The organism is Paenibacillus tarimensis (genome assembly GCF_021532315.1).
In the GTDB taxonomy this organism is placed as follows: Bacteria; Bacillota; Bacilli; order Paenibacillales; family Paenibacillaceae; genus Paenibacillus_I; species Paenibacillus_I tarimensis.
The window spans coordinates 492234-516050 of the sequence record NZ_JAKGAO010000004.1; the positions used below are offsets into that span (position 1 = coordinate 492234).

Here is a 23817-nt window from a genome sequence, read left to right on the forward strand (position 1 = left end):
TGGAGTACTGGAGGGATGAACGGATGATACATATTTACCTGGATGATTACAGGCGCTGTCCGGCAGGCTTCGTGCTTGCACGGAATGCAGAGGAATGCAAGCTGCTGCTCGATTCTGAAGATGTCGATCTGTTATCGCTGGACTTTGAGCTTGGATACGGAGAGCCGAACGGCATGGAGGTTGTGCGCCACATCCTGGAGACCGGCAAGTTTCCGCGGCGGATTTATCTGCACACCTCCAGCCCGTCCGGAAGGATGCAGATGTATGCGGCATTAATGGAGAGGGCGCCCAAGGATGTCCTCCTCGTTAACGGGCCGATGCCTGATTCGCTCGTTGAAGAGATTGGGCGAACAAGCAGCAATAAGTGAAGGTTGGGGGAACAACACGATGATATCATTATCACAGCTGGTCTTGCAGCGTGACAATAGAGTAATACTGGACGGAGTGAATCTCCAGGTTAATAAAGGCGAGCATTGGGTGATTCTCGGCAGGAACGGATCGGGCAAAACAACCATTCTGGAGATGATCACCGGGTATCTGTTTCCAACCTCGGGTACAGTGGATGTGCTTGGGCAGCGGTACGGACGTGTTGATGTACGGGAGGTAAGGAAGCGAATCGGTTACATCAGCCAATCCGTCATTGAGAAGATGTCATTAAGCGATCCCGTGTGGGAAATTGTCGCAACAGGCGAGTATGCTTTTCTCCGCTTCTATCAGGAGATCGATCCGGCGGTCATCCGCAAGGCGAAGGCTATGCTTGAGGATTTTGGAATCGGCCACTTAAGCAGCCAGCCGTTCGGAACACTCTCCCAGGGCGAGCGCAAGAAAGCTTTGCTTGCAAGAGCGCTTATGTCTTCTCCGGAGCTGCTCATTATGGACGAGCCGTGTGCGGGTCTCGATTTGTACGAGCGGGAGAAGCTTTTGAATGATCTGAACAAGCTTGGTAAACGGGATATGACCGTTCTGTATGTCACTCACCATATTGAAGAAATCATACCGCTCTTTACTCATGTGGCTTTAGTTCATGATGGCAGCATCGCGGCGGCCGGTCCTAAGCAAGAAGTGCTGACAGGCGATATATTGGGCTCGGCTTACGAGCTGCCGATTGAAGTGGATTGGGTGCATGACCGGCCATGGATCCGGGTTGCCCCGAAGGGAGATGCAAGCTGATGCGTTGGCTGTGCACGGCGAATCGCGGATTTGCAAACTACGCACTGGAGGAGCTGCGGCGGCTGGTTGATGTAACAGCCGTGAAGCAGATTGCTGCAGGTGAAATATTTACCATTGAGACAGACCTGGAACGCGAAGCAATGCTGGACGCCGTTCAGGCCAAAGAACCGATCTTCCTCCGTCATATCCAGCCTATTGACCGAACAGTCGCCATCCAGGGGAATACGGATGACCTGAATCATCTCTCCGAGCTGGTACGCAACGCCAAGCCGGTGTTCAGCGGCAAACGGACGGCGGTTCATATCCGGCGAAGCGAGTCGAGCCCTTATCATTATTCCGCTTCGGATACCAAGGCTGTTCTGGATGCCGTGTTGGATGAGCTGGACAGCGAGCCTGTCATGCAGAATCCTGATATTATTCTGTCTATTTATGCTGCCGGTGAGGAACTACTGGCAGGATGGGGAACTCCGATCGAACTCCTGTCTGACTGGCCCGGCGGGGCTGTTCGTTTTCAGCGGGAGGAAGGCCAGATTTCGCGGGCTAAGTTCAAGCTTCTGGAAGCGGAACGGGCTTTCGGTCTGCATTTGGGAGACTATAAGGAAGCTCTCGACATCGGAGCGGCTCCGGGCGGCTGGACATCGCTGCTGCTTGAGCGCGGTTGTGCGGTTACGGCTGTTGATCCTGCGGATCTGCATCCCTCCCTGCTGGATCATCCAAGGCTTGCCTATTTCAAGAAGAATGCCGGTGAAGTCAAGTTTCGGCCAGACACATTCGATCTTCTGGTGTGTGATATGAGTTGGAGTCCGATGTTAATGGTGAAGCTGGTTCTGGATTTGCGGGACTCCCTTGAACGCGGCGGTGCGGCCATCATAACGATTAAGTTGATGCACCGAAAGCCGCTGCAGACGATTCGGGATGTTATCCGGAAGCTGGAGGAATCGTCCTTCAAGCTTCGCAAGGCCAAGCAACTGTTTCACAATAGAGATGAGATTACGTTATACTTGAACAAGATATAGAATAAGTTACAGCAACACCATTCGGGAAAGCATCCCGGTTTGATGCCCAGGCATCAGACCGGGATTTTTTGTGGTTACGTCTGATATTGTTATGAAGGTCCAGGAGGAGAATAGTATGGAAATGTTCAACAGAGGTTTGAGTGCCGGCATCGAATCAGGAGACATTATAGCGGAGCGGTATGAAATACAAGCCCTCGTAGGCCAGGGGGGTATGGGGGCGGTATACGCAGCGGCTGATCTCAGGCTGGGCGGCAAAAAACGGGCTTTAAAACTGCTGCCCACGTCAAGCGGAGCAGGAGAAAATGCTGAAGCTGAAGTAGCCGTGTTGATGCGGATCAATCATCCGCGTCTTCCGCAGATCATTGATTACCTCCCGAGTGATACGCTTACCGGAATGCCGGCTGTTCTGGTGATGGACTTCGCAGAGGGAGTAACGTTGGAGGCATATTTCGAACGCAGCGGACGGAGAATGGAGCTCGACAGAGCGGTAGATATAGCCTGTCAGCTGTGTACGGCGCTAGATTATCTGCATCTCCAGGACCCTCCCATTATTCACCGGGACATTAAGCCCTCCAACATTATGCTGGATTCTACAGGCTTTGTCAGGCTGATCGACTTTGGGATCTCCCGGCTGGTGAAGCATAACCAGCAGCAGGATACAACGAAGCTCGGTACGCCCGGTTTTGCACCGCCGGAGCAGGGAGGTGACACAGGACAGACTGATGCGCGCAGTGATCTGTACAGCGTAGGAGCGCTTCTTTATTACATGCTTAGCGGAGGCTGCCTTCCGAATCTGCAAGCCAACGGGCTGGGGGCTGCTGAGCGTCGGCAGCTGTCGCCTGAGCTGCCGGCCGCAGTGCTTGACTTGTTGGACCGGCTGCTGCAGCATCTGCCCGTCAGACGGCCCTCATCAGCCGCTGAGCTGCAGGCATTACTGATCACGCTTATTGACGGGCATGACAAGCAGGTTACTGTTCGAGGGCGTATACAATATGAACAGCAGGCATCACCTGTTGTTGGTGTCGTTTCTATGTCTGCGGGATCGGGAGGGACCTATACTGCTATTACTATCGCAAAACTTCTTGGTGAAGCAGGCCGCCGGACAATCTATATCGAACATCCTGCCCTTGAGCCTGAAGCTTATATGCTGCTGGATGGAAGCCAGAGACAACGCGCAGTACAGGGCAGGGACAGATCAAATTTCAGGCCGCTCGATACGAGGTATACAGGCTGGATAGAGGGTGACTGCGGGTTTCAGACGTTATGCCCTGATGCTGGCAGGGGAGGGTTAGGCCGGTGTTCTGCCATACTGGAGCAGGCGGAGTTGATCAATGGGCAAGTAACGACTTTCGAAGGAGGGGAGCCTTGTACGTCAGTTCTCGATTTGTCCTCTGCGTGGATGGACCAGGCCGCTTCAGAGTGGCCAGGCAGATGTGATATCCTGTTGATGATAGCAGATCCAAGCATAGCAAGATGGACCCGCCGGCGGCTGGCGAAGTGGCAGGAGATACGCAGCTTCAGAAGCGTACACAGCAGGGCTACCTACTGGATAGCAAACAAGGATATTGACTTTGCCGGGCGCAGAGAGTGGCTGTCACTAATGGGAGAACCGCCGCTGGCTGTAATGGAGCTGCTAACTCCCCGGGAATGGATGGAATGGCAGTGGAAGGGCAGATGGGCTACCGAGCATCGCAAATGGCATGTCACGCTGGAGAAATCGCTTCGCCCAGTGCTGCAGGCAATTGTTTCTTATCAAGGTGAAGCTCAGCGGTAAATAACAGTATGTTAACCGTACCGCCTGCTATGGGCAGATTGTTAGCTGGCATCTTGCAGCACCGGGGGATTTTCTGGCTCAGTTATGATACAATGTTGTCCGGTGGCACTTTGCGGCCTATTTGATGATCTATTATGGATTGGAGCTTGAGAAATGAGTTTATTAACAGTAGAAGAACTGTCTCATAACTTTGGAGAGCGGACTCTCTTCAAAAATGTTTCATTCCGTCTGCTCGCAGGCGAGCATGTCGGATTGGTGGGAGCTAACGGTGCCGGCAAGTCAACCTTGATGAACATCCTGACCGGCAAAGTGCTTAAGGATAATGGCCGAGTGGAATGGACGCCCAAGATTCGTTACGGGTATCTGGATCAGCACACGGCATTGACACCTGGCCATACGATCCGGGACGTACTCAAGGATGCCTTCCTGCCGCTGCTGGAGCTGGAGCAGGAGATGAACGATATAGCCATGCAGATGGCTGAAGCAGATCCGGATACGCTGGAGCAGCTGCTGGAGCGTATGGGTGAAATACAAGAGGCGCTGGAGATCGGCGATTTTTATATGATTGACGTTAAAGTGGAAGAGATGGCGAACGGCCTTGGCCTTAACGCTATCGGTCTGGATCGTGACGTAGCATCACTAAGCGGCGGACAGCGCACGAAGGTACTGCTTGCCAAGCTGCTGCTTGAGAAGCCGGTTGTCCTTCTGCTCGATGAGCCGACGAACTACCTGGACGAAGAGCATATCACATGGCTTACCAATTATCTGCGCAATTATCCTTATGCATTCATGCTGATCTCCCACGATACAGGTTTTATGAATGAAGTGGTGGATGTGATCTATCATCTGGAATTTGCCAAGCTTACCCGTTACACGGCCAACTATGAGAAGTTCTTGCAGATGGCGGAGATGAACAAGAACCAGCATATTGATGCTTACGAGAAGCAGCAGGATTTCATCAAGAAGCAGGAAGATTTCATTCAGCGGAACAAGGCGAGGTATTCTACCTCCGGCCGGGCGAAGAGCCGTGAGAAGCAGCTCGACAGACTGGAGCGGATTGACCGTCCGGAAGAAGCGGCTAAGCCGACATTCCAGTTCAAGGAAGCCCGTACAAGCGGCAAGACGATCGTGGAGGCCACCGGCCTTGTAATTGGTTATAATAAGCCGCTTCTCCCTACAATGGACGTACTGATTGAGCGCGGGGAGAAAATCGCCATTGTCGGGATGAACGGTGTGGGCAAATCGACGCTTCTCAAGACATTACTCGGCAAAATTCAGCCACTGGATGGTAAAGTATACCGGGGCGACTACCTGCATCCGGCTTATTTCGAGCAGGAGGTAAAAGGACAGCCGATTTCTCCGCTTGATGATGTCTGGAACGAATTCTCGCATATGAACCAGCATGAGGTTCGAGCTGCTCTGGCTCGGTGCGGATTGAAGAATGAGCATATTACGCGAAATTTGAACCAACTAAGCGGCGGCGAGCAAGCTAAGGTGAGACTATGCAAGCTTATGCTTCGTGAAAGCAACTGGATTCTTTTTGACGAACCGACAAACCACCTGGATGTAGTGGCTAAGGCCGAGCTGAAGAGGGCCCTGCAGTCATACAAAGGCACTATCATACTGGTATCTCATGAACCTGACTTTTATGAGGATTGGGTTACGAAGGTATGGGATGTGGAAGCTTGGTCGCGGCAGACTGCCAACTAAGCTTGTATACAGGAGTATACACCGGCGATAAATACATTCAGTAAATGATTCTATCAGGCATACAAGGAAGCAGGTGAACACGATGAGTGAACGGTTGCTCGTGATTGAAGATGAAGAAGGCATTGCCCGCATACTGCAGCTAGAGCTGGAGCACGAAGGCTATGAGGTAGGACGCGCAGAGGATGGCCGAACAGGACTTGAGATGGCATCTTCGGGAGAGTGGGACTTGGTATTGCTTGATGTCATGCTGCCCGGAATCAATGGCATCGAGGTGCTGAGGAGACTCCGGAGTGCCGGAAATCCGATCCCTGTTGTCCTGCTGACTGCTCGTGATACGGTGCCTGACAAGGTAAGCGGCTTTGAGACAGGTGCGAATGATTATATAACAAAGCCCTTTGCAATGGAGGAGCTGCTGGCGCGGGTCCGTAATCTTCTCCGGATCTTCCAGCAGCAGTCCAAAGACAGCGAGGGCGCGGATGTTCTGAAGGCTGCAGAGCTGACGATCGAGCTGCGCACACGCAAAGTATTCCGCAAGGAGCTTGCGATCGAGCTGACGCCGCGGGAATTCGATCTGCTTGTCTATCTGGCTGAGAACAAGAACCGCGAGAAGACGCGTGAAGAAATTCTTTCAGACGTTTGGGGCTATGATTTTATCGGGGAAACCAATCTGGTTGATGTGTATATCCGGTACCTGAGACAGAAGATCGACAGAGGCTTCAGATATAAACTGATCCACACTATTCGGGGCGTTGGTTATATGCTGAAGGAGCCCGACGCATGACACTGCGCAAACGGTTTACACTCTTTACAATTTTCTGGCTTATCTTCATCCTCATCCTGTTTAACATTTTCGTTTACTTCTTTGTCATAAGGATCACTACACAAAGTGAAGAGCAGCTTGTCGCCAATAAGATCAGTCTGCTGCTTGAAAATGCAAAAATCAGTACGCCCGGCCGGCTGACGGATCCCAATCTGCTGAATGAATTTTATAACGTAAACGAAGTTATCCGAATCGTAGAGCCGACTGGAAATATTATTAATCAACAGGGTAGTGACCAGGAGCTGCTCCAGCGTCCTGTAGAATTCAGTCGGACACATGAATCGGGCATTACGTATGTCAGCGGCATGCGTGTCCTGTATATGAAGGTACCGATCTATCAGGACCTGAATGTAGTGGGTATGGTGGAGATTATGCGGAAGCTTAACCTGCTGGACAGTTATCTTCAGGTTCTGGTCGCTGCTCTGTCGGTTACGAGCCTTGGCGCCATCTTTTTCGCCATCTTCGGAACCTATTGGTTTACTTCCAGATTGACCGCACCTCTTCAGACGATGGTGCAGACGATGCGAGAAATTGACCGCAGCGGGAAGCTTCGCAAGATGGAGCACAAGGGCAAGGAAGAATCGGCTGAGCTGCTGCAGCTTATAAGGGCCTTCAATCAGATGATTGAACGGCTCGACCGGACATTTGCCGGTCAAAAGCAGTTTGTGGCAGATGCCTCACATGAACTGAAGACGCCCCTCACAGTTATAAGCAGCTATGCAGGCATGCTCAAGCGTTGGGGGCGCAATGACTCGGCGATACGGGATGAAGCAATCGAGGCAATCGCGAAGGAGTCGGAGAGGCTTCAGAAGCTGATTAAATCCATGCTTACCTTGGCAGAAGCCGAGCAGGAAGACTGGCTGAAGCTGGAGACCTTTGACACCGTCCAGTTAGTTGATGAGCTCTCGTCGATGCTTCAGAAGACCTTTAACCGCCCAATCCGTATTCATGCTGAAGGCGGAGGGGTTCGGCTTACAGCGGATAAGGACAAGTTCCGTCAGCTAATGGTCATCCTGATTGATAACGCGATTAAGTACAGCAAGGAACCGATCAATATTACGATAAGCCATACGAAGAATATGGTCCGTATTCTTGTATCCGACAAGGGAATCGGGATCCCCGAGCATGAAATTCCTCATCTGTTCGAGCGGTTCTTCCGGGTAGATGGAGCGCGCAGCCGTTCAACAGGCGGTGTGGGGCTTGGATTATCAATCGCCAAGCGAATTGTTGACCTGCACGATGGTCATATCGATGTGTTCAGCAAACCGGATAAAGGAACAACGATTGCCCTGCAATTTCCGAAAAAAAACAGCTGAACGGCATCAAGCCGTTCAGCTGTTTATTTAACTGCATGTTTATATCACACGCCGTGCTGTTACATAGTTTTTCTTCCAGTAGGAGGAGTCCAGCTTGGAGAACGTAACTCCGCCCTTGCCATAGGTGTGCAGGATTTTGTTCGAGCCTGCATAAATAGCGACATGACCGATTTTATTACCGGTACGGCCAGGGACTTTAAAGAATACGAGATCGCCCTTCTTCAGATTCGATTTAGCGACCTTCTTGCCCTTCGTAGCTTGCTTGGCAGAGGTGCGGGGCAGCTTGACGCCGTTTTTATTATAGACGTATTGGGTAAAGGAAGAACAGTCGAAAGCATATGTGACGCCTGAAGGCGCTCCAAAACGGTATTTAACTCCAAGATACTTCTTACCCGTCGCGATAATCTTATCACCAGTTGTTGTAGATGCTGCCGCAGCCTGATCCGCTTTTGTGAATCCAAGCGCTGAGAAGCCAATGGCAGCACACAGTCCGATCGTCATTACTTTACGGTAAAACTTATGCTGAATCATCACGTTGATGAGCTCCTTTTCTGCTATCATTCGAAAATAATAGGTATTGTGTTAGTCATCTCTGCAAGATTCACTATATCAGACTATAGATTTCATAGATTTTTCCAGGGAGAAACAAAACCTAGCAAGCTAGCGCTTTAAAGCTGCTTAATGAGAATTCCATGAGAATTTATTAATTTTGCTAAAAGGGTGATTCGATGACCGTTATTACGTTTAGGGGCACGGGCGATACGATGGGGGTACCACGTGTGTACTGCCGCTGTGCAGTATGTGAAGAGGCGCGGTCTGGCGGTGTAAACAGGAGGCTTCGTTCGCTGCTTCATATTGATGATCCGGAGAGTGGACATACCTTAATTGACTGTGGACCGGACTGGGGAAAGCAGATGGAGGATGCAGGTTTAAGGGATGTGGACCGGATTCTTGTTACCCATGCTCATTTTGACCATATTGGGGGCCTTGTGGAGTGGGCAGATGCATGCCGGTGGCTGAATAAGCGTGGTCAAATGTATGCGCCCGCTGAAGTGATAGAGGATATCGATGCGCGATTTCCTTGGATCAAAAATCATATTGACCGTCACGAAGCGGACAGAGGGGTACAATTCGGAGACTGGCTGGCAACGCCATGGAGAGTGAATCATGGCAAGAATGGCTATGCGTATGCTTACCGTTTTGATAACCGTGCTTCCGGATATTCCTGGGTGTATTGTTCGGATTCGATCGGCTTGTCCGTATCGGAGATGAAACCGATGGAAGGGTTGGATTTGCTAGTACTCGGGACAAGCTTCTATGAGGAGCCGTATCCCTATCCAACCCGTTCGGTGTATGACATTGTGGAGGCATTGGAATTAATTGATCAGTTAAAGCCCGTAATGACTGTATTTACGCATATGTCGCATGATATTGATCTTAATGCAGATTACTCGCTGCCAGAGCATGTCAGGCTATCCCATACGGGTATGACCCTGCCCGTTGGCTGAAGAAGAACCCCGTCTTAGCCAGTTCATCAGCTTAGCGCCATGTGCCCATGGCAGGTGACGAAGTTTCAACTGCACGAAGACCGCTCCGGAAGCAATTGCAAGACTTAACGTCCCTAGCTTCTTCCTCCTCTGGAAAGGGGTTGTTGCCAACGTGTGCCACTGCACCCTGTGTTTCGGAATAATCGAGTGATGGGTGCTGAAGCTTCCGTGCCGGATTGTCAGCATATCTTCGTCAACGGACCAGCCGGTTTGCCGGTATCGAAGCCAGCCCCATAATAGGGCAATCAGCGGCAGTGCGATCGTGATAAGCCCGTAACCGTCAGGTATCCATATGACTGCTGCAGCTGTGATAACGACTGCTGTCACAACTGGTACGGTGAGGAAGCTGGGAAGAGAGCGCAGCGTAAGTTTGTTTATTTGTTGTGGGAGCTGATATGCCGGCAGGAACTGTTCAAGCAGGCCGGGAAGCTCGGACTTTCGTATCATAGGGAACAGCAGAAAGGATTGTTCGTATTTCTCCGTCGTTCCGGCTATATATACATGAACGCTGGCATAGCCCAGCAAGCGTCTGATGGCATTCTCCTTAAAATAAAATCCTTGCACACGCTTCAAGCTAATGGATGCCTGCTTGCGCTCAAGCAGCCCCTTATAAGTTGTGAGCTTACCGTTATCAGCCTGCAGTGTGAAGCCGTATTCACGCAGTGTTGTCATGATAGCACTGAACAGCCATACCGCTAGCAGCAGAGCGGCTGCAACCCATACCAGTGAGGCGGCGCCAAGCGAGTTCATGACAAAGTTCCAGATGTCGAAGGACTCGGTTAGCCAATCGTCGATCTGCGAGTAAGCAGCCCCAATGACTGCGATAGCAATACCGACCCGACCGGAAGTAATGCTGTATAGCAGAAGCGTTCGCAGCGGGATACGGATCGACGGCAGCGGTTCGACTGACGCTTGCTGTTTGGTATTTTGAGCTCGTTCGTTATTTGTGCTTAAGTCATTGACTGATGCTGCTTCACCAGGGCCGAATGTATCATGTTCAGCCGACTGTAAATCTTCAGAAGTAACAGAGGGTTCATCTTGATCCCTGCGTCCGCTTTTGTACAGTGCTTCGCGAAGCCGGACCGATTCCTCTGTCGATATAGCGGACAGCACGACCTCAGGCTTAGTTCCGCCCGCCGTTTCAATCTGTACCTTCCATAAACCAAATATTCTGTGCAGCACGCCGGCCGACATGTCAAAGGACTGTACCCGTTCACGGTGGATGTACAGCTTTTTACGGATAAACAAACCATGATGCACATGCAGGATGTCATCGCTAATACGGTATGTAAATCGAAGCCAGGAGAGCCATCCGAGCACAGCCGATCCGGTAACCAGAATGAGAACCCCGCCAATAATCCACAATAAATTGATCTCTCCGCGCACGATAGTTGAAATAACAACAGCCAGCAGGGGATACAGCAGGTCCTTGACAAATTTAAATGTAAAGAAAAATATCGAGACGCCATGTAGTCGATGTGTATCAGGATCAAATTTCTTCATCAGTTATCCTCGCCAGCTGTGCGATTTGGTTGCGGACCTGCTCTGCCTTAGATTCCAGCAGGGCGGGGATTTCATGACTTCCCGCTGCTGTGGAGAAGGTTACAGTAGCAAGCTGGTATTTGCGAAGCAAAGGACCTTGTTTTGTATCCACATGCTGAATTTTCACCATGGGAATAATCGTTCTCTTACGAATAAAAAGGCCGTGCAGCAGATCGATCTCGTGCTCGCTGACATCGTAACGAAATCGCCGCCAGCGCCAGACAGGTATGTAGGCGATCTCGAATAAAGCAACCAACACGGCAATTAGGAGGGCGGTGCCAGCAATCCAATACGGCCAATCAAACCGGATCGTCAAAAATACCATTATCCCAATGATAACGGCGTAAACGGCTGCTGAAATCCAGCCTCCCAGCCGCCAAGCCTTTAGCGCATCCTCATCGATACGCTGCTGCGGATCTTGAAGTACCATATTTATACATCACTCCCTGGAAAATTTTCCTTCATTACTATAGCATAAGTACGTCCATTATGTCGCAAAGGTCGCATCGTTTTTAGGATTACAAGCGCTTGACGAACGATTGGTAAGTCGGTTAATATATGGTTATCTCAGGAAAAAAGGGGAATGTTATATGTTGGTGGTTGTTCTTAACTCGTAATTGGATAAGCGGTTGAACTTGCTGAACGCGTCTTTGACCAGCCTGTGTTTATGTACAGGTCTGTTTCAATATGTGGTTCTCAGTTTGTTCGCATCCGCTCCATGAGTTGAGAACATGATGATTTCCGCCTGAGACCGCTCTTTGGCGCATTCACCGTGCTCTTTACCGGCACGGTTTTTTTGTGTCTGCTAAAGGGGCTGTGAAGCTGTGCCTATACCGGCAGGATGGAACGCTCATACGTTCTGTCCTGCTTTTTTTATGTAAAAGAACATACGTTCGAGGAGGTTTGAAGCATGAATGATTCAACGTTAAACAATCTGGAATACGACAAGATTAAAGTTATGCTAATGGAGGAGGCAGCCTCACAAGCAGGCAGAGCGTTAATCAGGCAATCCGCGCCTTCATCCAATTACAGCCGGGTGACCGCACTGCTTAAGGAAACAGAAGAAGCGGCAGTATTGATTCGTCTTGGCGCCAGTATTCCCCTATCCGCTATGGAAGGCATAGATACCTTCTTGGAGCTGCTCGGAACGGGTTATCTGTTTCAGGAAACGGAGCTCTCCCAGCTGTCTGTATGGCTGACGTCAATCGCACAGATGAAGCGTTATATGCAATCCAAAGAGCAAGCGGCTCCAATCATCAGCGGGTACGCTGCTTCAATGGATGAATGCAAGGTGCTTCGGCAGGAGCTTGAGCGCTGCATTCGACACGGCTTAATCACGGACCAGGCAAGTCCTGAACTGGCCAAGATCAGGCGTAAGCTGGGTTTGCTTGAAGAGCAGCTGAAACGCAGGCTCGACCAGGCAATGAATAAGTACAGTCGTTATGTAATGGACCCGATCTCAAGCCGGCGCAGCGGACATTATGTGATCCCCGTCCGCAGGGAATTTCGCAAGCAGGTGCCGGGTACCGTATGGGATCAGTCTTCAAGCGGACAGACACTGTTCATTGAACCAGAGGAGCTTGCCCATTTGCAGGGTGAATGGGATCTGTACAAACAGGATGAAGCAAGAGCAGAGACAGTAGTTCTGGCCGCGCTGTCGGAGCTGGCAGAGGAATCGGCGGATTCACTGCGGCTTAACAGGGAGGTGCTAGCCGCCTATGACTACATTTTCGCAAGGGGGAGACTTGGAGTCCTTATGAAGGGAATTGCCCCTGTTGTCGTGGATAAACCGGTTCTCAGCTTCCTCGGAGCGAAGCATCCGCTGCTTGGTCCATCTGCGGTTCCCATCACGGTATCTATCGGACAGGAATACCGCCAGCTGATGATTACAGGACCCAACACAGGCGGCAAAACAGCTGCTCTAAAAACAATCGGGCTGCTGACGCTTATGGTGCAGTCCGGTCTTTTGATTCCTGTCGAAGAGGGAAGCTGTGCGGGTGTTTTTACACGGGTGCTTGCTGATATAGGGGATGGACAAAGTCTGGAACACTCCCTCAGCACGTTCTCAGCGCACCTGACGAATGTTGCTGGCATGCTGCGTCTTGCCGATGAGCGTTCTCTGCTGCTCATGGATGAATTGGCAGCCGGAACCGATCCGGGGGAGGGCATTGCGCTTTCGCTGGCGATACTGGAAGAGCTTCTGGCAAGACGGTCGATCGTCGCGGCAACTACGCATTTTAATGAAATCAAGGAGTTTGCACGGCGTACGCCCGGCTGCCGCAATGTACGAATGGCCTTTGATCCTGATACACTACAGCCTCTTTACAGGCTCGAGATCGGTGAAGCAGGCAGCAGCTTTGCTTTTGCTATTGCGCGGAAATATGGGATTCCCGAGAAGCTGGTCTCAAGGGCTGAGCAGTATGCTGCAGCCGGCACCCGGCAGGTTGAAGAGCGGAAGGCATCCGCAGGTTATTCTCAGGAATTTATGGGGACGGAGGGCAATGAGGATGAAGCAGGGAGCTCCAATCCGGGAGAGGACGTGATGCCGGTTAGCGCAGCAGGAAAGCGCAGCGGGGACACGGGAAATCCAAATCTTGATCCGGCTAGTTCACCACCCGGGCGGCCGCTCCAGCAGGGGGACCTCGTCTACATCCATCCCTTGAAGCAGACGGGAATTGTCTATAAGCCAGCCGACAGCAAAGGAGAGGTCGTGGTGCAGTTCAGGAACCGCAAGCTGACCTTTAATCACAAGCGGCTGTCCCTGCGGATCGCGCGTGAGCACCTGTACCCGGCTGACTATGACATGGATATCGTTTTTGAATCGGTGGAGAACCGGAAGAAGCGAAAGCAAATGAGCCGCAGGCATAACCCCAATCTTGAAATTATTAAGCCGCCTGAGGAGTAACATCGTTCGGTTTTTTGTAGACGGGTGCGGTTATTTAGTCCTTGCTCTGAATAACCATCAGCATGCCGCTCTTCACGGTTATAACGCCTTCTTCCTTCAACAGGATATTGCTGATACCCAGCGATTGGCCCATTTGCAGAACGGCATCTGTAAGTCCGTACTGAAAGCCCTTCAGCGTCACCCCGGTTACAACCGGCGTTAAGGGCAGAAGGGACACCTGTTCAAATCCAGCCTTGCGGATGACGAGTTCAGAGTCCGTAAGGCGGATTTCATTATGGGCGTCATCAATCACAGCGGGGATATTTGCTTCATGAGCCTTCACAAGCAGGTGAATATTGGCAATTGAATGGTCAAAGCGTGTGCCAAGCGCCCCGATAAACCGGATTTCCGAAGGCTGGTAACGAAGTGACTTAATCATGGCAAGCTCGGTATCCGTATAATCCTTGTCGACCGGATCACAGGCTTCTGTCTCGCGGCTCCGGCTTTGTATGAGCTCGAATTGGCCAGCCGTAACCGAATCGAAATCACCGATTGCAAGATGGGGCCTATATCCATTTTCGATTAAGAAAAGAGCACCGCTGTCGGCACCTATTAGGATATCGTCCTGACGGATTGATTTAAGGGCCCAGGGACCTAGCCGTCCGCCAGAAAAAATGAGTACGCGTGGTTGCATATCGATCCTACTTTCTACCTGAAATTCTGTCGAAGTTCCTGTCCTTCAGTATAACCCAAAATAAGGTTGCGTGCCTTAATCCGGGTCGCTACAATGAGGGAGGGCATTCTTAGAAAGCGCACTGTATACTAGCACAGCATCATTGAGAAATGCGGGAGGCTCATACTTTGGATTGGGAAATTTTTAGCATTTTCAGCTTGATTGGAACGATTGCCTTCGCGGTTTCAGGCGCAATCGTCGCGATGGAGGAAGAGTACGACATCTTGGGGGTATTCGTGCTTGGACTGGTGACAGCCTTTGGTGGTGGGGTCGTACGTAATCTGCTAATCGGGGTGCCTATCACAACCTTATGGAGTCAGGGATTCCTGCTTAAGACGGCTATTATAGCGATGGCTGTCGCGTTCATTCTTCCGGTGGGCTGGATTCAGCACTGGCGCCGAAGCGAAGCTTTCTTTGATGCAATTGGTTTATCGGCCTTTGCTATACAAGGCGCGCTCTATGCTACTCAAGAGGGCCATGCGCTAGCCGCAGTGATGGTTGCGGCCGTCATGACAGGTATAGGAGGCGGCATTATACGGGATGTGCTGGCTGGGCGCAAGCCCTTGGTGCTCCGGGATGAGATTTATGCTGTATGGGCAATGGCGGCCGGTGTCGTCATCGGACTTGGCTGGGTTCACCGGACAGGGGAGCTGTTGGTATTATTTATCGTTATTACGGTATTCCGGATGCTGTCTGTGCATTATAAGTGGAGACTGCCTCGACGTTCGCTGAAGTATGCGTTGTCGGAGTCGGTTCACCAGACTCACCAGATCTCACCCTCGGAGCTGCCAGGAGCAAGCGATGAGCAGAGAAAGGAGGAAATGAATTGATTCGCGTCCTGTTTGTCTGTTTGGGCAATATTTGCCGTTCCCCTATGGCTGAGGCGGTTCTGCGGCATCTGACGGCTGAAGCTGGTCTTGATGGTGAGATTCAAGTCGATTCTGCGGGTACGGGTGACTGGCATGTCGGCAAGCCTCCTCATGAAGGAACTAGACAGCTGCTGGATGGCCTCGGCATCCGTCATGAAGGGATGAAAGCCCGCCAGGTTACGGCGGGCGATCTGGACACGTTCGATTATGTGCTTTGTATGGATGCGAGTAATGAACGTAATGTTAGAGCTTTAAGGGAGGCAGCCGGCTCCGCGCGTTTATTCCGTTTTATGGAGCTGGTGGAAGGCCGGCAGGGAGAGGATGTGCCCGACCCGTACTACACAGGGAATTTCCAGGAAGTATACGATTTGGTCCGCACAGGTTGTGGCGCACTGCTTTCACGGATTATAAGGGATCATAATCTAGAGCGGAAATCCACCTAGACGACTCCTTATTATTCAGGATTCAGGAAAGAACCACTTTAGCGCACCTGGAATGTCTTTTTGCCAGAAGCCCCACAGGTGCTTGCCGTCCCGCTCGATATATTCGGGTCTGACGCCCTTGGATTCCAGAATTTGCCTAGCCTGCCGGTTCAGGTCCACGAAGTCGAACACTCCGCGGTCTGTTTCGAAGGCGTTCTCTTGCAGCCCGATTGTCATATAGAGCTTTATATTCTCCAACATTTCTGTCTCCGCATGCTTCAAAATCTCGAGCGATGCCGGATAGTAAGCTCCGGAGAGGGAGAGTACATTGCAAAATTTGGCGGGGTACCGCAGGGCGATATGCAGGGACACACTTCCGCCGAGGGATTCACCGGCAATCAGAATATGCTCGGGTTCCTGCCGGACCGGCAGCCGCGCTTCAATAGACGGGACTAGCTCTTCAGCGAAGAATCGTACATAAGAATCGTGACGGTCGCCGTCAGGGGCATACTCCGCGGTCCGAATCTTCTTGTCTACATCTACGCCAACAATAATCAGCGGCTCAATTTCGCCTTCGGCGATCATATTGGCTGCCTGGGTAGCGATGCGTCCGAAGTTAAAGAAGTCCTCTCCATCCTGGCAGTAGATGACCGGGTAGCTTAACACCTCATTGTAGCCAGGGGGCAGCATGATCCTTAAATTTCTCTCGCCCTCTGGAAGCCATTGGCTCGGTACCGTTTCTTTTACAATCGTGCGTTTGACATGAGGCATATTGGTCATGAAACATTCTCCTTTGTCATTGAATGGATTACTGCGGCTGAGGGTAAACAAAATAGGTAGGTCTTGACGTAGCGGCGGCGATTATGGATGTTGTATTAATCTGTACTACATCACTGCTGTCTCTGTTATACAAACATTCTGGCCGGAAAAGCGCGAAAAAGCAAAGAAACATATGAGTTTTATCATATTTCTCTTTGACCAAAGCGAATGAACAGGTTTATAATAATTCTATAACAGAGGCCTGTAAGATTTCAAATATTTAGATGGGGTGAACGATCTAATGAGCAAGCTGCCATATGAAGTGCAGACGGAGCCGGTTACACCGCTTACCGTCCTTTCACCTGAAGGTGAAGTTGTCAATCCGGATGCAATGCCGAATCTGACCGATGATCAATTGAAGGAAATTATGTACCGCATGGTTTTCACCCGCACTTGGGATGAGCGTGCCGTTAACCTTGGCCGTCAGGGCCGTCTTGGTTTTTACGCTCCAGTATCCGGCCAGGAAGCATCTATGGTCGGCAGTGAGTATGCATTGAATAAGGATGATTTCATATGTCCGGGCTACCGGGATATGCCTCAGCTGGTATGGCATGGCCTGCCGCTGTATCAGGCTTTCCTGTATTCCCGCGGCCACCAGCATGGTGGACAGATTCCAGAGGATGTACATGTACTCATGCCGCAAATCATCATCGGTGCACAGATTCTGCATGCAACCGGTGTTGGTATGGCATTCAAGAAACGCGGCGAGAAGCGCGTAGCTATTACCTATACGGGTGACGGCGGTTCGTCCGAAGGCGACTTCTATGAAGGCTTGAACTTCGCAGGCGTATACAAGCTGCCTGTTATCTACTGTGTACAAAACAACCGTTATGCAATTACAACTCCGTTCGAGAAACAGACTGCAGCTCTCTCGATCGCTCATAAGGCCGTAGCGGCCGGTGTGAAGGGCGTGCAGGTTGACGGTATGGATGTGCTTGCTGTTATCAAGGCTGTTCAAGAAGCGGCTGAGCGCGGTCGCAGCGGAGAAGGCGCAACTCTGATTGAGCTGCTGACTTACCGTTTCCGTCCACACTCGATGGCCGATGATACAACGAAGTACCGGACGAAGGATGAAGAAGGCGAGTGGAGCCTGAAGGATCCGATTATCCGTTTCGGCAAATTCCTTGAGAAGAAGGGACTTTGGTCGGAAGAGGATACAGCACGCGTCAAGGAAGAAGCGAAGGCGACCGTTAACGAGCATATCAAGAAAGCAGAAGCAACGGAGAAGATGACCGTAGCGGGCTTGATCGACTCCATGTTCGAAACGACGCCGAAGTATCTTGAAGAGCAAAAGGCCGATTTTGAATAATTGGGGAGGAACAAGCGATCATGGCTCAAATGAATATGAAAGAAGCAATCCGCGACGCGATGCGCGTGGAATTGAAGAACGATCCTAATGTACTTGTATTCGGTGAGGATGTCGGTAAAGTAGGCGGCGTGTTCCGCGCGACGGAAGGGCTGCAGAAGGAATTCGGCGAAGACCGTGTATTCGATACACCGCTTGCGGAATCTGCCATAGCTGGTATGGCTGTTGGTATGGGGATCCAAGGTTTCCGCCCGGTAGCAGAAATTCAGTTCGTTGGCTTCATCTTCGAAGCGCTGGACCAGATGTTCATCCAGGCAGCTCGTATGCGTTACCGTTCGGGCGGCCGCTACAACTCGCCAATCGTCTTCCGCACACCGTTCGGCGGCGGCGTTAAGGCTGCCGAGCTGCATACTGATGCGCTGGAAGGCCTCGCTCTTCAAACGCCGGGCATGAAGGTTATTGTTCCTTCTAACCCTTATGATGCGAAGGGGCTTCTTGTTGCAGCTATCCGCGATAACGATCCCGTATTCTTTATGGAACATCTCAACTTGTATCATGCATTCCGCCAGGAAGTGCCGGAAGAGGCATATACAGTCGAGATCGGTAAGGCCAATGTTGTCCGTGAAGGCAGTGACGTTACCATCATTGCTTACGGCATGATGGTACACACGGCACAGAAGGCTGCTGACGAGCTCGAAAAGCAGGGTGTAAAGGCGGAAGTGATCGACCTCCGTACGCTTATGCCGCTTGATATTGATACGATCGTTGCTTCTATTCAGAAGACTAACCGCGTTATTGTAGTGCAGGAAGCCCAGCGCTCTGCAGGGGCAGCGGCAGAAATTATTGCACAAATTAACGAGAAGGCCATTTTGCACCTGGAGGCTCCTGTTCTTCGTGTTGCAGGTCCGGATACGGTTTATCCGTTTGCCCAAATTGAGGATGCTTGGCTGCCTAGCCCTGCGAGAATTATCGCAGCGGTTAACAAAGTAATGGAGTTCTAATACTGCACCTCGTATAAGTGGTGCTGCGTAATACGATAAGGAGGTTTTCCAGGTGGCTAAATTTGAATACCGTTTCCCTGAGCTCGGCGAAGGCCTGCATGAAGGCGAGATCATCAAGATCAATATCAAAGCCGGCGATACGGTAACGGACGAAGATATAATCATGGAAGTACAGAATGACAAGGCGATCGTAGAGGTTCCTTGTCCGGTAAACGGCAAGGTTCTGGACGTTCTGGTGAAGGACGGTCAGGTATGCCACGTCGGTGAAGTAGTTGCGGTTATCGACGCAGAAGGCGATGTGCCTGAGCAGGCTGCTCCTGAAACGGCTCAAGGCCAAGAGAAGACTGAACTGCCGGAAACAAAGGATAACGCTGTTCAAAAAGAAGCTCAGCCGCAGTCGGTTGCAGCGAACGAACAGCCTGACAAATCAGACTCCGAGCAAGCAGGTCCGGTTCTGGCTACACCAAGTGTTCGCAAGTTTGCTCGTGAGCAGGGTGTGGAGATTTCCCGGATCAAGGGCACCGGCAAGAACGGCCGTATTACCCGTGAGGACGTAACGAAGTTCGCAGCAGGCGGCGGACAACAGCCTGTTGAAGACGCAGCTGCAGTGGCAGCTAAGGGCGCGGGTGAAGCAAAACCTGCTCATGTTGTAACAGCAGCGGGAGACCGCCCAGAAGAGCGCGTTCCGTTCAAGGGCATCCGCAAAGTGATCGCAAATGCAATGTCTAAATCAGTGTACACTGCGCCGCACGTTACCCTGATGGATGAAGTAGATGTATCGAAGCTGGTTGAGCTTCGCGCTAAAGCAAAGCCGGTAGCAGAGAAGAAGGGCGTAAAGCTGACTTATCTGCCGTTCATCGTGAAAGCTTTGGTCGGTGCGCTTCGTGAATTCCCGGTCATGAATGCCATGCTGGATGAAGAAAAGCAGGAAATTGTCTTCAAGAAATACTATAACGTGGGTATTGCTGCTGACACGGATAATGGTCTGATTGTACCGGTTGTTCAAGATGCGGACCGCAAGAGCATCTGGATGCTGGCAAACGAAATTCGTGACTTGGCAACTCGCGGCCGTGACGGCAAGCTGGCACCGCATGAGCTGAAGGGCAGCACAATGACCATTACCAATATCGGCTCTGCCGGCGGTATGTTCTTCACACCGGTAATCAACTTCCCTGAGGTTGCTATCCTTGGAACGGGACGGATTTCGGAGAAGGCTGTTGTTAAAGGCGGAGAAATTGTTGCCGCACCAGTGATGGCATTGTCCCTGAGCTTTGACCATCGTTTGATTGACGGTGCTACTGCGCAGAATTTCATGAACTACATCAAGCAGCTTCTGGCTGATCCTGAGCTTCTCATTATGGAGGTGTAATATCATGGTAGTAGGAGACGCTTCTCTTGATATTGATACGTTAGTTATTGGTGCAGGTCCAGGGGGATATGCGGCCGCCATTCGTGCGGCCCAGCTGGGTCAATCCGTATTGTGTGTAGACCGTCAGTATGTTGGCGGGGTTTGCTTGAACGTTGGATGTATTCCGTCCAAGGCACTCATTTCTGCAGCTCACCAGTATGAGTCCATCTCTCATGCTGCTGCTATGGGTATTGAAGCAGGCGAGCCAAAGGTTCACTGGGATAAAGTACAAGAATTTAAGAATGGCGTAGTCAAGAAGCTTACCGGTGGTGTAGGGCAGCTGCTGAAAGGCAACAAGGTCCAATTCTTCAGCGGCGAGGTAATGTTCATCAACGAGAACGAGGCGCGCGTCTTTAATGACCAGGAAGCACCTCGTTACCGTTTCAAAAACTGCATCATCGCTACGGGTTCCCGCCCGATTGAGCTGAAGTCCTTCCCTTACGGCGGACGGATCATCTCTTCCACTGAGGCTCTGTCTCTGCCTGAACTGCCTAAGAGCATGATCGTAATCGGCGGTGGTTATATCGGCGTCGAGCTTGGCCAAATGTACTCCAAATTCGGTACTCAGGTAACGGTTATCGAGGGTTCGGATACTATTCTTCCTGGCTTCGATACGGATATGTCGCGTCTTGTTGCGAAGAAGATGAAGGACAAGAAGGTTGAGATTCAAACTAATGCAATGGCCAAGTCGGCTGAACAGACCGATAAGGATGTTACGCTCACTTATGAAGTGAATGGCGAAGAGAAGACTGTTACAGCCGAATATCTGCTGGTTACGGTTGGCCGCCGTCCAAATACAGATGGCGAGCTTGGCTTAGACTTGATTAACCTTAAGATGAATGAGCGCGGATATATTGAGGTAGATGATCAGTGCCGCACGAACATCCCTCATATCTACGCAATCGGTGATATCATTGCCGGTCCTGCTCTTGCTCATAAAGCAACTTATGAAGCGAAGGTTGCTGCAGAGGCTATTGCAGGTATGCCAAGCAAGATTGATTACAAGAGTATTCCGCTCGTTGTGTTCGCTGATCCAGAATGCGCAAGTGTGGGCTACAGCGAGAAAGAAGCGAAGGAAAAAGGCTATAATGTCAAGATTGGACGCTTCCCGTTCAATATCAATGGCCGTGCTCTTTCCCTTAATGCAACGGATGGTTTCGTGAAAATCATTGCGGACGCTGATACCGGACTGGTACTTGGTACACAAATTGCAGGAGCTGAAGCTTCCAATATGATCGCTGAGCTTGGGCTTGCGATTGAAATGGGCGCTACAATGGAAGACCTCGCCCTGACAATCCATGGCCATCCAACTCTCGGGGAGATCGTCATGGAAGCGGCTGAAGTAGGTCTCGGCCATCCGATTCATACCATTGTAAAATAAGATATCATTGACGGAGCTTGATCCGTACTATATGGAGGCCAGTCGCATGTTGCGGCGGCCTCTTTTTGCAAACATACCACATCTGTTTAGGGAACAGCAGGCTTGAGGGAAGAAGGAGGAGCCCTATTATGGCAGAATTAATGGAGCAGCCGGATAGCAAGCCGTGCAGCGCATCCAGATCCATTATGACGCAGCTTATATTTCCGGAGGACACCAACCATCACGGGACAATGTTCGGTGGCAAAGTGATGGAATATATCGATAAAATAGCAGCTATCGCGGGGTTGAGGCATGCTAGAAGGCAGGTAGTCACAGCGTCCAGCGATAGCCTGGATTTTCTGGCTCCAATCCGGCTGGGCGAAGTTATTCAGCTGGAAGCCTTCGTCACATGGACACACCGTTCATCCATGGAGATTTATGTAAAGGTAGAGGCGGAGAATATGTATACAGGTGACCGGCAGACAATGGTGACTTCCTTTTTAACCTTCGTTGCGCTTGATGAACAGGGTAAGCCGGCAGCTGTACCTGCTGTGGTTCCGGAAACAGAAGAGGAAATTCTTTTACACAAATCTGCCCCAGAACGATACGAGCTTAGGCGCAAGCGCAAGCAGGAACGGCGACAAAATAGGGTTTAAATGATACAATAAAACGACAGATACTGTGTGTGAGGTGTAATGGTGAGAAATTATCTGGAATTGCTTCAGGATATTTTAGATCATGGTATTGAAAAGGAAGACCGGACAGGGACTGGCACGTATTCGGTATTCGGCCGTCAGCTCCGCTTTGATCTGTCGGAAGGTTTTCCCCTTGTAACAACGAAGAAAATGCATGTGAAGTCAATCATTCATGAGCTCCTCTGGTTTCTTAAGGGCGAGACAAATGTACGGTACCTTCAGGAAAATGGTGTTCGTATCTGGAATGAATGGGCCGATGAGAACGGTGAACTGGGTCCTGTATACGGGTCGCAGTGGAGAGCCTGGCAGGGCGCGGATGGCAAGAAAATCGACCAGATCGCTCAGGTAGTCGAATCCATCCGGAAAAATCCCGATTCCCGCAGACATATTGTGAGCGCCTGGAATGTCGCGGAGATCGACCAGATGAAGCTGCCCCCGTGCCACTTTGTGTTCCAGTTTTACGTAGCTGCCGGCAAGCTGTCCTGCATGCTAACTATGCGTTCATCGGACACTTTCCTGGGACTCCCTTTCAATATTGCCCAATATGCCTTATTGACTCATATGATCGCCCAGCAGTGTGACCTGGAAGTCGGAGACTTTATTTATTCCGGCGGCGACGTCCACATTTATAAGGACCATATCGAGCAGGTTAAGCTACAGCTCACGCGTGAGCCTTATCCGCTGCCTAGGCTTGTAATTAAGCGTAAGCCGGATTCGATCTTCGATTACAAGTTCGAAGATTTCGAAATTGTTGATTATGTCAGTCATCCGACCATCAAGGCCTCGGTATCGGTATAGAACGATTTAGGAGGGACGCACATGACGATCACAATGATAGCCGCCATGGCGCGGAACCGGGTTATCGGGGCAGACAATGATCTGCCCTGGAAGCTTCCCGATGATATGTCTTTCTTCAAGCGGACAACCCTGGAGACAACGGTGCTTATGGGACGGAAGACGCTGGATTCGTTTCATGGACCTCTTAAGAACCGGACCAATGTCGTATTGACCCGTAATAAGGATTTTCAAATGGAAGGCTGCGAGGTTGTGCATTCGGTGGATGAAGCGCTGCAAAAATATGGCACAAAAGATCTGATGATTATCGGAGGAGCGGAAATCTATAAACAGCTCCTGCCACATGCGGACATCATCCTGCTTACAGAGGTCGATGCTGAGGTGGAGGGGGACGCTTGCTTCCCCGATTTTTCTGACGAGGAATGGGAACTAACCGAGAGTAAATTCCATCCTAAGGATGACCGCCATGAATATTCGTTTCATTTCAATACCTACAAGAGGCGTACCGGTAAGGAATAAATGTGAGTGGTTGATTCACGAATATATGGCATAAAGTGCAAATGATTATACGGATAATCCATTATCGTTCCCTTGTCAAAATGCTAGGATGTTCTAATATAAGCGTCAAAA

23 protein-coding genes are annotated in these 23817 nt (G+C 50.8%); 18 read left to right on the top strand and 5 right to left on the bottom strand.

Going from position 1 to position 23817, the window contains the following annotated elements; translation table 11 throughout:
- Window positions 1-23: 23 nt before the first annotated feature.
- The 7 genes from L1N82_RS03600 to L1N82_RS03630 all read left to right on the top strand — a co-directional run bounded on the left by L1N82_RS03600 (window position 24) and on the right by L1N82_RS03630 (window position 7806).
- Entirely contained in the window at window positions 24-368 is a 345-nt protein-coding gene (locus tag L1N82_RS03600; protein ID WP_235285955.1) for a cyclic-phosphate processing receiver domain-containing protein, read from the top strand.
- Window positions 369-387: 19 nt separating this feature from the next.
- Window positions 388-1170, top strand: coding sequence for an ABC transporter ATP-binding protein (locus tag L1N82_RS03605; RefSeq protein WP_235285956.1), 783 nt, complete (start codon window positions 388-390; stop codon window positions 1168-1170).
- Window positions 1170-2186 carry an SAM-dependent methyltransferase gene (locus tag L1N82_RS03610; protein WP_235285957.1) on the top strand — a complete coding sequence of 339 codons (1017 nt, stop codon included), beginning with the start codon at window positions 1170-1172 and terminating at the stop codon, window positions 2184-2186. Before L1N82_RS03605 ends, L1N82_RS03610 begins: the two co-directional genes overlap by 1 nt.
- Before the next feature lie 115 nt (window positions 2187-2301).
- On the top strand, window positions 2302-3960 hold the full coding sequence (locus L1N82_RS03615; protein ID WP_235285958.1) for a serine/threonine-protein kinase: 1659 nt from the start codon (window positions 2302-2304) through the stop codon (window positions 3958-3960).
- Window positions 3961-4113: 153 nt separating this feature from the next.
- The gene (locus L1N82_RS03620; protein WP_235285959.1) at window positions 4114-5670 is read left to right on the top strand and encodes an ABC-F family ATP-binding cassette domain-containing protein; all 1557 of its coding nucleotides are present in this window, start codon (window positions 4114-4116) and stop codon (window positions 5668-5670) included.
- Between the two features lie 82 nt (window positions 5671-5752).
- On the top strand, window positions 5753-6451 hold the full coding sequence (locus L1N82_RS03625) for a response regulator transcription factor (protein WP_111149339.1): 699 nt from the start codon (window positions 5753-5755) through the stop codon (window positions 6449-6451).
- Complete coding sequence (locus L1N82_RS03630) at window positions 6448-7806, top strand: HAMP domain-containing sensor histidine kinase (RefSeq protein ID WP_235285960.1); 1359 nt, start codon at window positions 6448-6450, stop codon at window positions 7804-7806. Before L1N82_RS03625 ends, L1N82_RS03630 begins: the two co-directional genes overlap by 4 nt.
- Window positions 7807-7845: 39 nt before the next feature.
- Here L1N82_RS03630 and L1N82_RS03635 read toward each other — a convergent pair whose 3' ends face one another.
- Window positions 7846-8337 carry a C40 family peptidase gene (locus L1N82_RS03635; protein WP_235286155.1) on the bottom strand — a complete coding sequence of 164 codons (492 nt, stop codon included), beginning with the start codon at window positions 8335-8337 and terminating at the stop codon, window positions 7846-7848.
- Window positions 8338-8534: 197 nt separating this feature from the next.
- Here L1N82_RS03635 and L1N82_RS03640 point away from each other — a divergent pair, with 197 nt between their 5' ends.
- A complete protein-coding gene (locus L1N82_RS03640; RefSeq protein WP_235285961.1) occupies window positions 8535-9314 on the top strand; it encodes an MBL fold metallo-hydrolase in 780 nt (259 codons plus the stop codon).
- Here the strand turns inward: L1N82_RS03640 and L1N82_RS03645 are convergent.
- Together L1N82_RS03645 and L1N82_RS03650 are read right to left on the bottom strand one after the other, a co-directional pair.
- Entirely contained in the window at window positions 9279-10856 is a 1578-nt protein-coding gene (locus tag L1N82_RS03645) for a PH domain-containing protein (protein WP_235285962.1), read from the bottom strand. The genes L1N82_RS03640 and L1N82_RS03645 overlap by 36 nt on opposite strands.
- Entirely contained in the window at window positions 10843-11325 is a 483-nt protein-coding gene (locus tag L1N82_RS03650) for a PH domain-containing protein (RefSeq protein ID WP_235285963.1), read from the bottom strand. Before L1N82_RS03650 ends, L1N82_RS03645 begins: the two co-directional genes overlap by 14 nt.
- A 480-nt stretch (window positions 11326-11805) precedes the next feature.
- On the opposite strand from L1N82_RS03650, the gene L1N82_RS03655 reads away from it, so the two are divergent.
- Window positions 11806-13800: an endonuclease MutS2 gene (locus L1N82_RS03655; RefSeq protein ID WP_235285964.1), complete on the top strand. Its 1995-nt coding sequence runs from the start codon at window positions 11806-11808 to the stop codon at window positions 13798-13800.
- Window positions 13801-13834: 34 nt separating this feature from the next.
- Here the strand turns inward: L1N82_RS03655 and L1N82_RS03660 are convergent, their stop codons facing one another.
- Window positions 13835-14473, bottom strand: coding sequence for a thiamine diphosphokinase (locus L1N82_RS03660; protein WP_235285965.1), 639 nt, complete (start codon window positions 14471-14473; stop codon window positions 13835-13837).
- A 149-nt stretch (window positions 14474-14622) separates the two neighbouring features.
- Between L1N82_RS03660 and L1N82_RS03665 the strand changes: the two genes are divergently transcribed.
- Together L1N82_RS03665 and L1N82_RS03670 are read left to right on the top strand one after the other, a co-directional pair.
- Window positions 14623-15342: a trimeric intracellular cation channel family protein gene (locus L1N82_RS03665; protein ID WP_407946672.1), complete on the top strand. Its 720-nt coding sequence runs from the start codon at window positions 14623-14625 to the stop codon at window positions 15340-15342.
- Window positions 15339-15824 (top strand): low molecular weight protein-tyrosine-phosphatase, encoded by a 486-nt coding sequence (locus tag L1N82_RS03670; RefSeq protein ID WP_235285967.1) that lies wholly within the window; start codon window positions 15339-15341, stop codon window positions 15822-15824. Before L1N82_RS03665 ends, L1N82_RS03670 begins: the two co-directional genes overlap by 4 nt.
- Before the next feature lie 15 nt (window positions 15825-15839).
- On the opposite strand, the gene L1N82_RS03675 is transcribed toward L1N82_RS03670, so the two are convergent.
- Window positions 15840-16583, bottom strand: coding sequence for an alpha/beta hydrolase (locus L1N82_RS03675; protein WP_235285968.1), 744 nt, complete (start codon window positions 16581-16583; stop codon window positions 15840-15842).
- Window positions 16584-16863: 280 nt separating this feature from the next.
- Between L1N82_RS03675 and pdhA the strand changes: the two genes are divergently transcribed.
- The 7 genes from pdhA (at window position 16864) to L1N82_RS03710 (ending at window position 23706) form a co-directional block, all read left to right on the top strand.
- Window positions 16864-17931: a pyruvate dehydrogenase (acetyl-transferring) E1 component subunit alpha gene (gene pdhA / locus L1N82_RS03680; protein WP_235285969.1), complete on the top strand. Its 1068-nt coding sequence runs from the start codon at window positions 16864-16866 to the stop codon at window positions 17929-17931.
- A 20-nt stretch (window positions 17932-17951) separates the two neighbouring features.
- Window positions 17952-18929 carry an alpha-ketoacid dehydrogenase subunit beta gene (locus L1N82_RS03685; protein ID WP_235285970.1) on the top strand — a complete coding sequence of 326 codons (978 nt, stop codon included), beginning with the start codon at window positions 17952-17954 and terminating at the stop codon, window positions 18927-18929.
- Window positions 18930-18981: 52 nt separating this feature from the next.
- Window positions 18982-20298, top strand: a complete 1317-nt coding sequence (locus tag L1N82_RS03690; protein WP_235285971.1) for a dihydrolipoamide acetyltransferase family protein — start codon at window positions 18982-18984, stop codon at window positions 20296-20298.
- 4 nt (window positions 20299-20302) lie between these two features.
- Window positions 20303-21718 carry a dihydrolipoyl dehydrogenase gene (lpdA, locus tag L1N82_RS03695; RefSeq protein WP_235285972.1) on the top strand — a complete coding sequence of 472 codons (1416 nt, stop codon included), beginning with the start codon at window positions 20303-20305 and terminating at the stop codon, window positions 21716-21718.
- Between the two features lie 128 nt (window positions 21719-21846).
- The gene (locus L1N82_RS03700; RefSeq protein ID WP_235285973.1) at window positions 21847-22353 is read left to right on the top strand and encodes an acyl-CoA thioesterase; all 507 of its coding nucleotides are present in this window, start codon (window positions 21847-21849) and stop codon (window positions 22351-22353) included.
- A 42-nt stretch (window positions 22354-22395) separates the two neighbouring features.
- Window positions 22396-23190, top strand: coding sequence for a thymidylate synthase (gene thyA, locus L1N82_RS03705; protein WP_328284425.1), 795 nt, complete (start codon window positions 22396-22398; stop codon window positions 23188-23190).
- A gap of 21 nt (window positions 23191-23211) precedes the next feature.
- Window positions 23212-23706, top strand: coding sequence for a dihydrofolate reductase (locus L1N82_RS03710; protein ID WP_235285975.1), 495 nt, complete (start codon window positions 23212-23214; stop codon window positions 23704-23706).
- The last annotated feature ends 111 nt before the right edge of the window (window positions 23707-23817 follow it).

Coding starts and splice junctions, on each gene's coding strand:
- L1N82_RS03600 (WP_235285955.1), top strand. CDS start 24: ATGATACATATTTACCTGGATGATTACAGGCGCTGTCCGGCAGGCTTC.
- L1N82_RS03605 (WP_235285956.1), top strand. CDS start 388: ATGATATCATTATCACAGCTGGTCTTGCAGCGTGACAATAGAGTAATA.
- L1N82_RS03610 (WP_235285957.1), top strand. CDS start 1,170: ATGCGTTGGCTGTGCACGGCGAATCGCGGATTTGCAAACTACGCACTG.
- L1N82_RS03615 (WP_235285958.1), top strand. CDS start 2,302: ATGGAAATGTTCAACAGAGGTTTGAGTGCCGGCATCGAATCAGGAGAC.
- L1N82_RS03620 (WP_235285959.1), top strand. CDS start 4,114: ATGAGTTTATTAACAGTAGAAGAACTGTCTCATAACTTTGGAGAGCGG.
- L1N82_RS03625 (WP_111149339.1), top strand. CDS start 5,753: ATGAGTGAACGGTTGCTCGTGATTGAAGATGAAGAAGGCATTGCCCGC.
- L1N82_RS03630 (WP_235285960.1), top strand. CDS start 6,448: ATGACACTGCGCAAACGGTTTACACTCTTTACAATTTTCTGGCTTATC.
- L1N82_RS03635 (WP_235286155.1), bottom strand. CDS start 8,337: ATGATTCAGCATAAGTTTTACCGTAAAGTAATGACGATCGGACTGTGT.
- L1N82_RS03640 (WP_235285961.1), top strand. CDS start 8,535: ATGACCGTTATTACGTTTAGGGGCACGGGCGATACGATGGGGGTACCA.
- L1N82_RS03645 (WP_235285962.1), bottom strand. CDS start 10,856: ATGAAGAAATTTGATCCTGATACACATCGACTACATGGCGTCTCGATA.
- L1N82_RS03650 (WP_235285963.1), bottom strand. CDS start 11,325: ATGGTACTTCAAGATCCGCAGCAGCGTATCGATGAGGATGCGCTAAAG.
- L1N82_RS03655 (WP_235285964.1), top strand. CDS start 11,806: ATGAATGATTCAACGTTAAACAATCTGGAATACGACAAGATTAAAGTT.
- L1N82_RS03660 (WP_235285965.1), bottom strand. CDS start 14,473: ATGCAACCACGCGTACTCATTTTTTCTGGCGGACGGCTAGGTCCCTGG.
- L1N82_RS03665 (WP_407946672.1), top strand. CDS start 14,623: ATGCGGGAGGCTCATACTTTGGATTGGGAAATTTTTAGCATTTTCAGC.
- L1N82_RS03675 (WP_235285968.1), bottom strand. CDS start 16,583: ATGACCAATATGCCTCATGTCAAACGCACGATTGTAAAAGAAACGGTA.
- pdhA (WP_235285969.1), top strand. CDS start 16,864: ATGAGCAAGCTGCCATATGAAGTGCAGACGGAGCCGGTTACACCGCTT.
- L1N82_RS03685 (WP_235285970.1), top strand. CDS start 17,952: ATGGCTCAAATGAATATGAAAGAAGCAATCCGCGACGCGATGCGCGTG.
- lpdA (WP_235285972.1), top strand. CDS start 20,303: ATGGTAGTAGGAGACGCTTCTCTTGATATTGATACGTTAGTTATTGGT.
- L1N82_RS03700 (WP_235285973.1), top strand. CDS start 21,847: ATGGCAGAATTAATGGAGCAGCCGGATAGCAAGCCGTGCAGCGCATCC.
- L1N82_RS03710 (WP_235285975.1), top strand. CDS start 23,212: ATGACGATCACAATGATAGCCGCCATGGCGCGGAACCGGGTTATCGGG.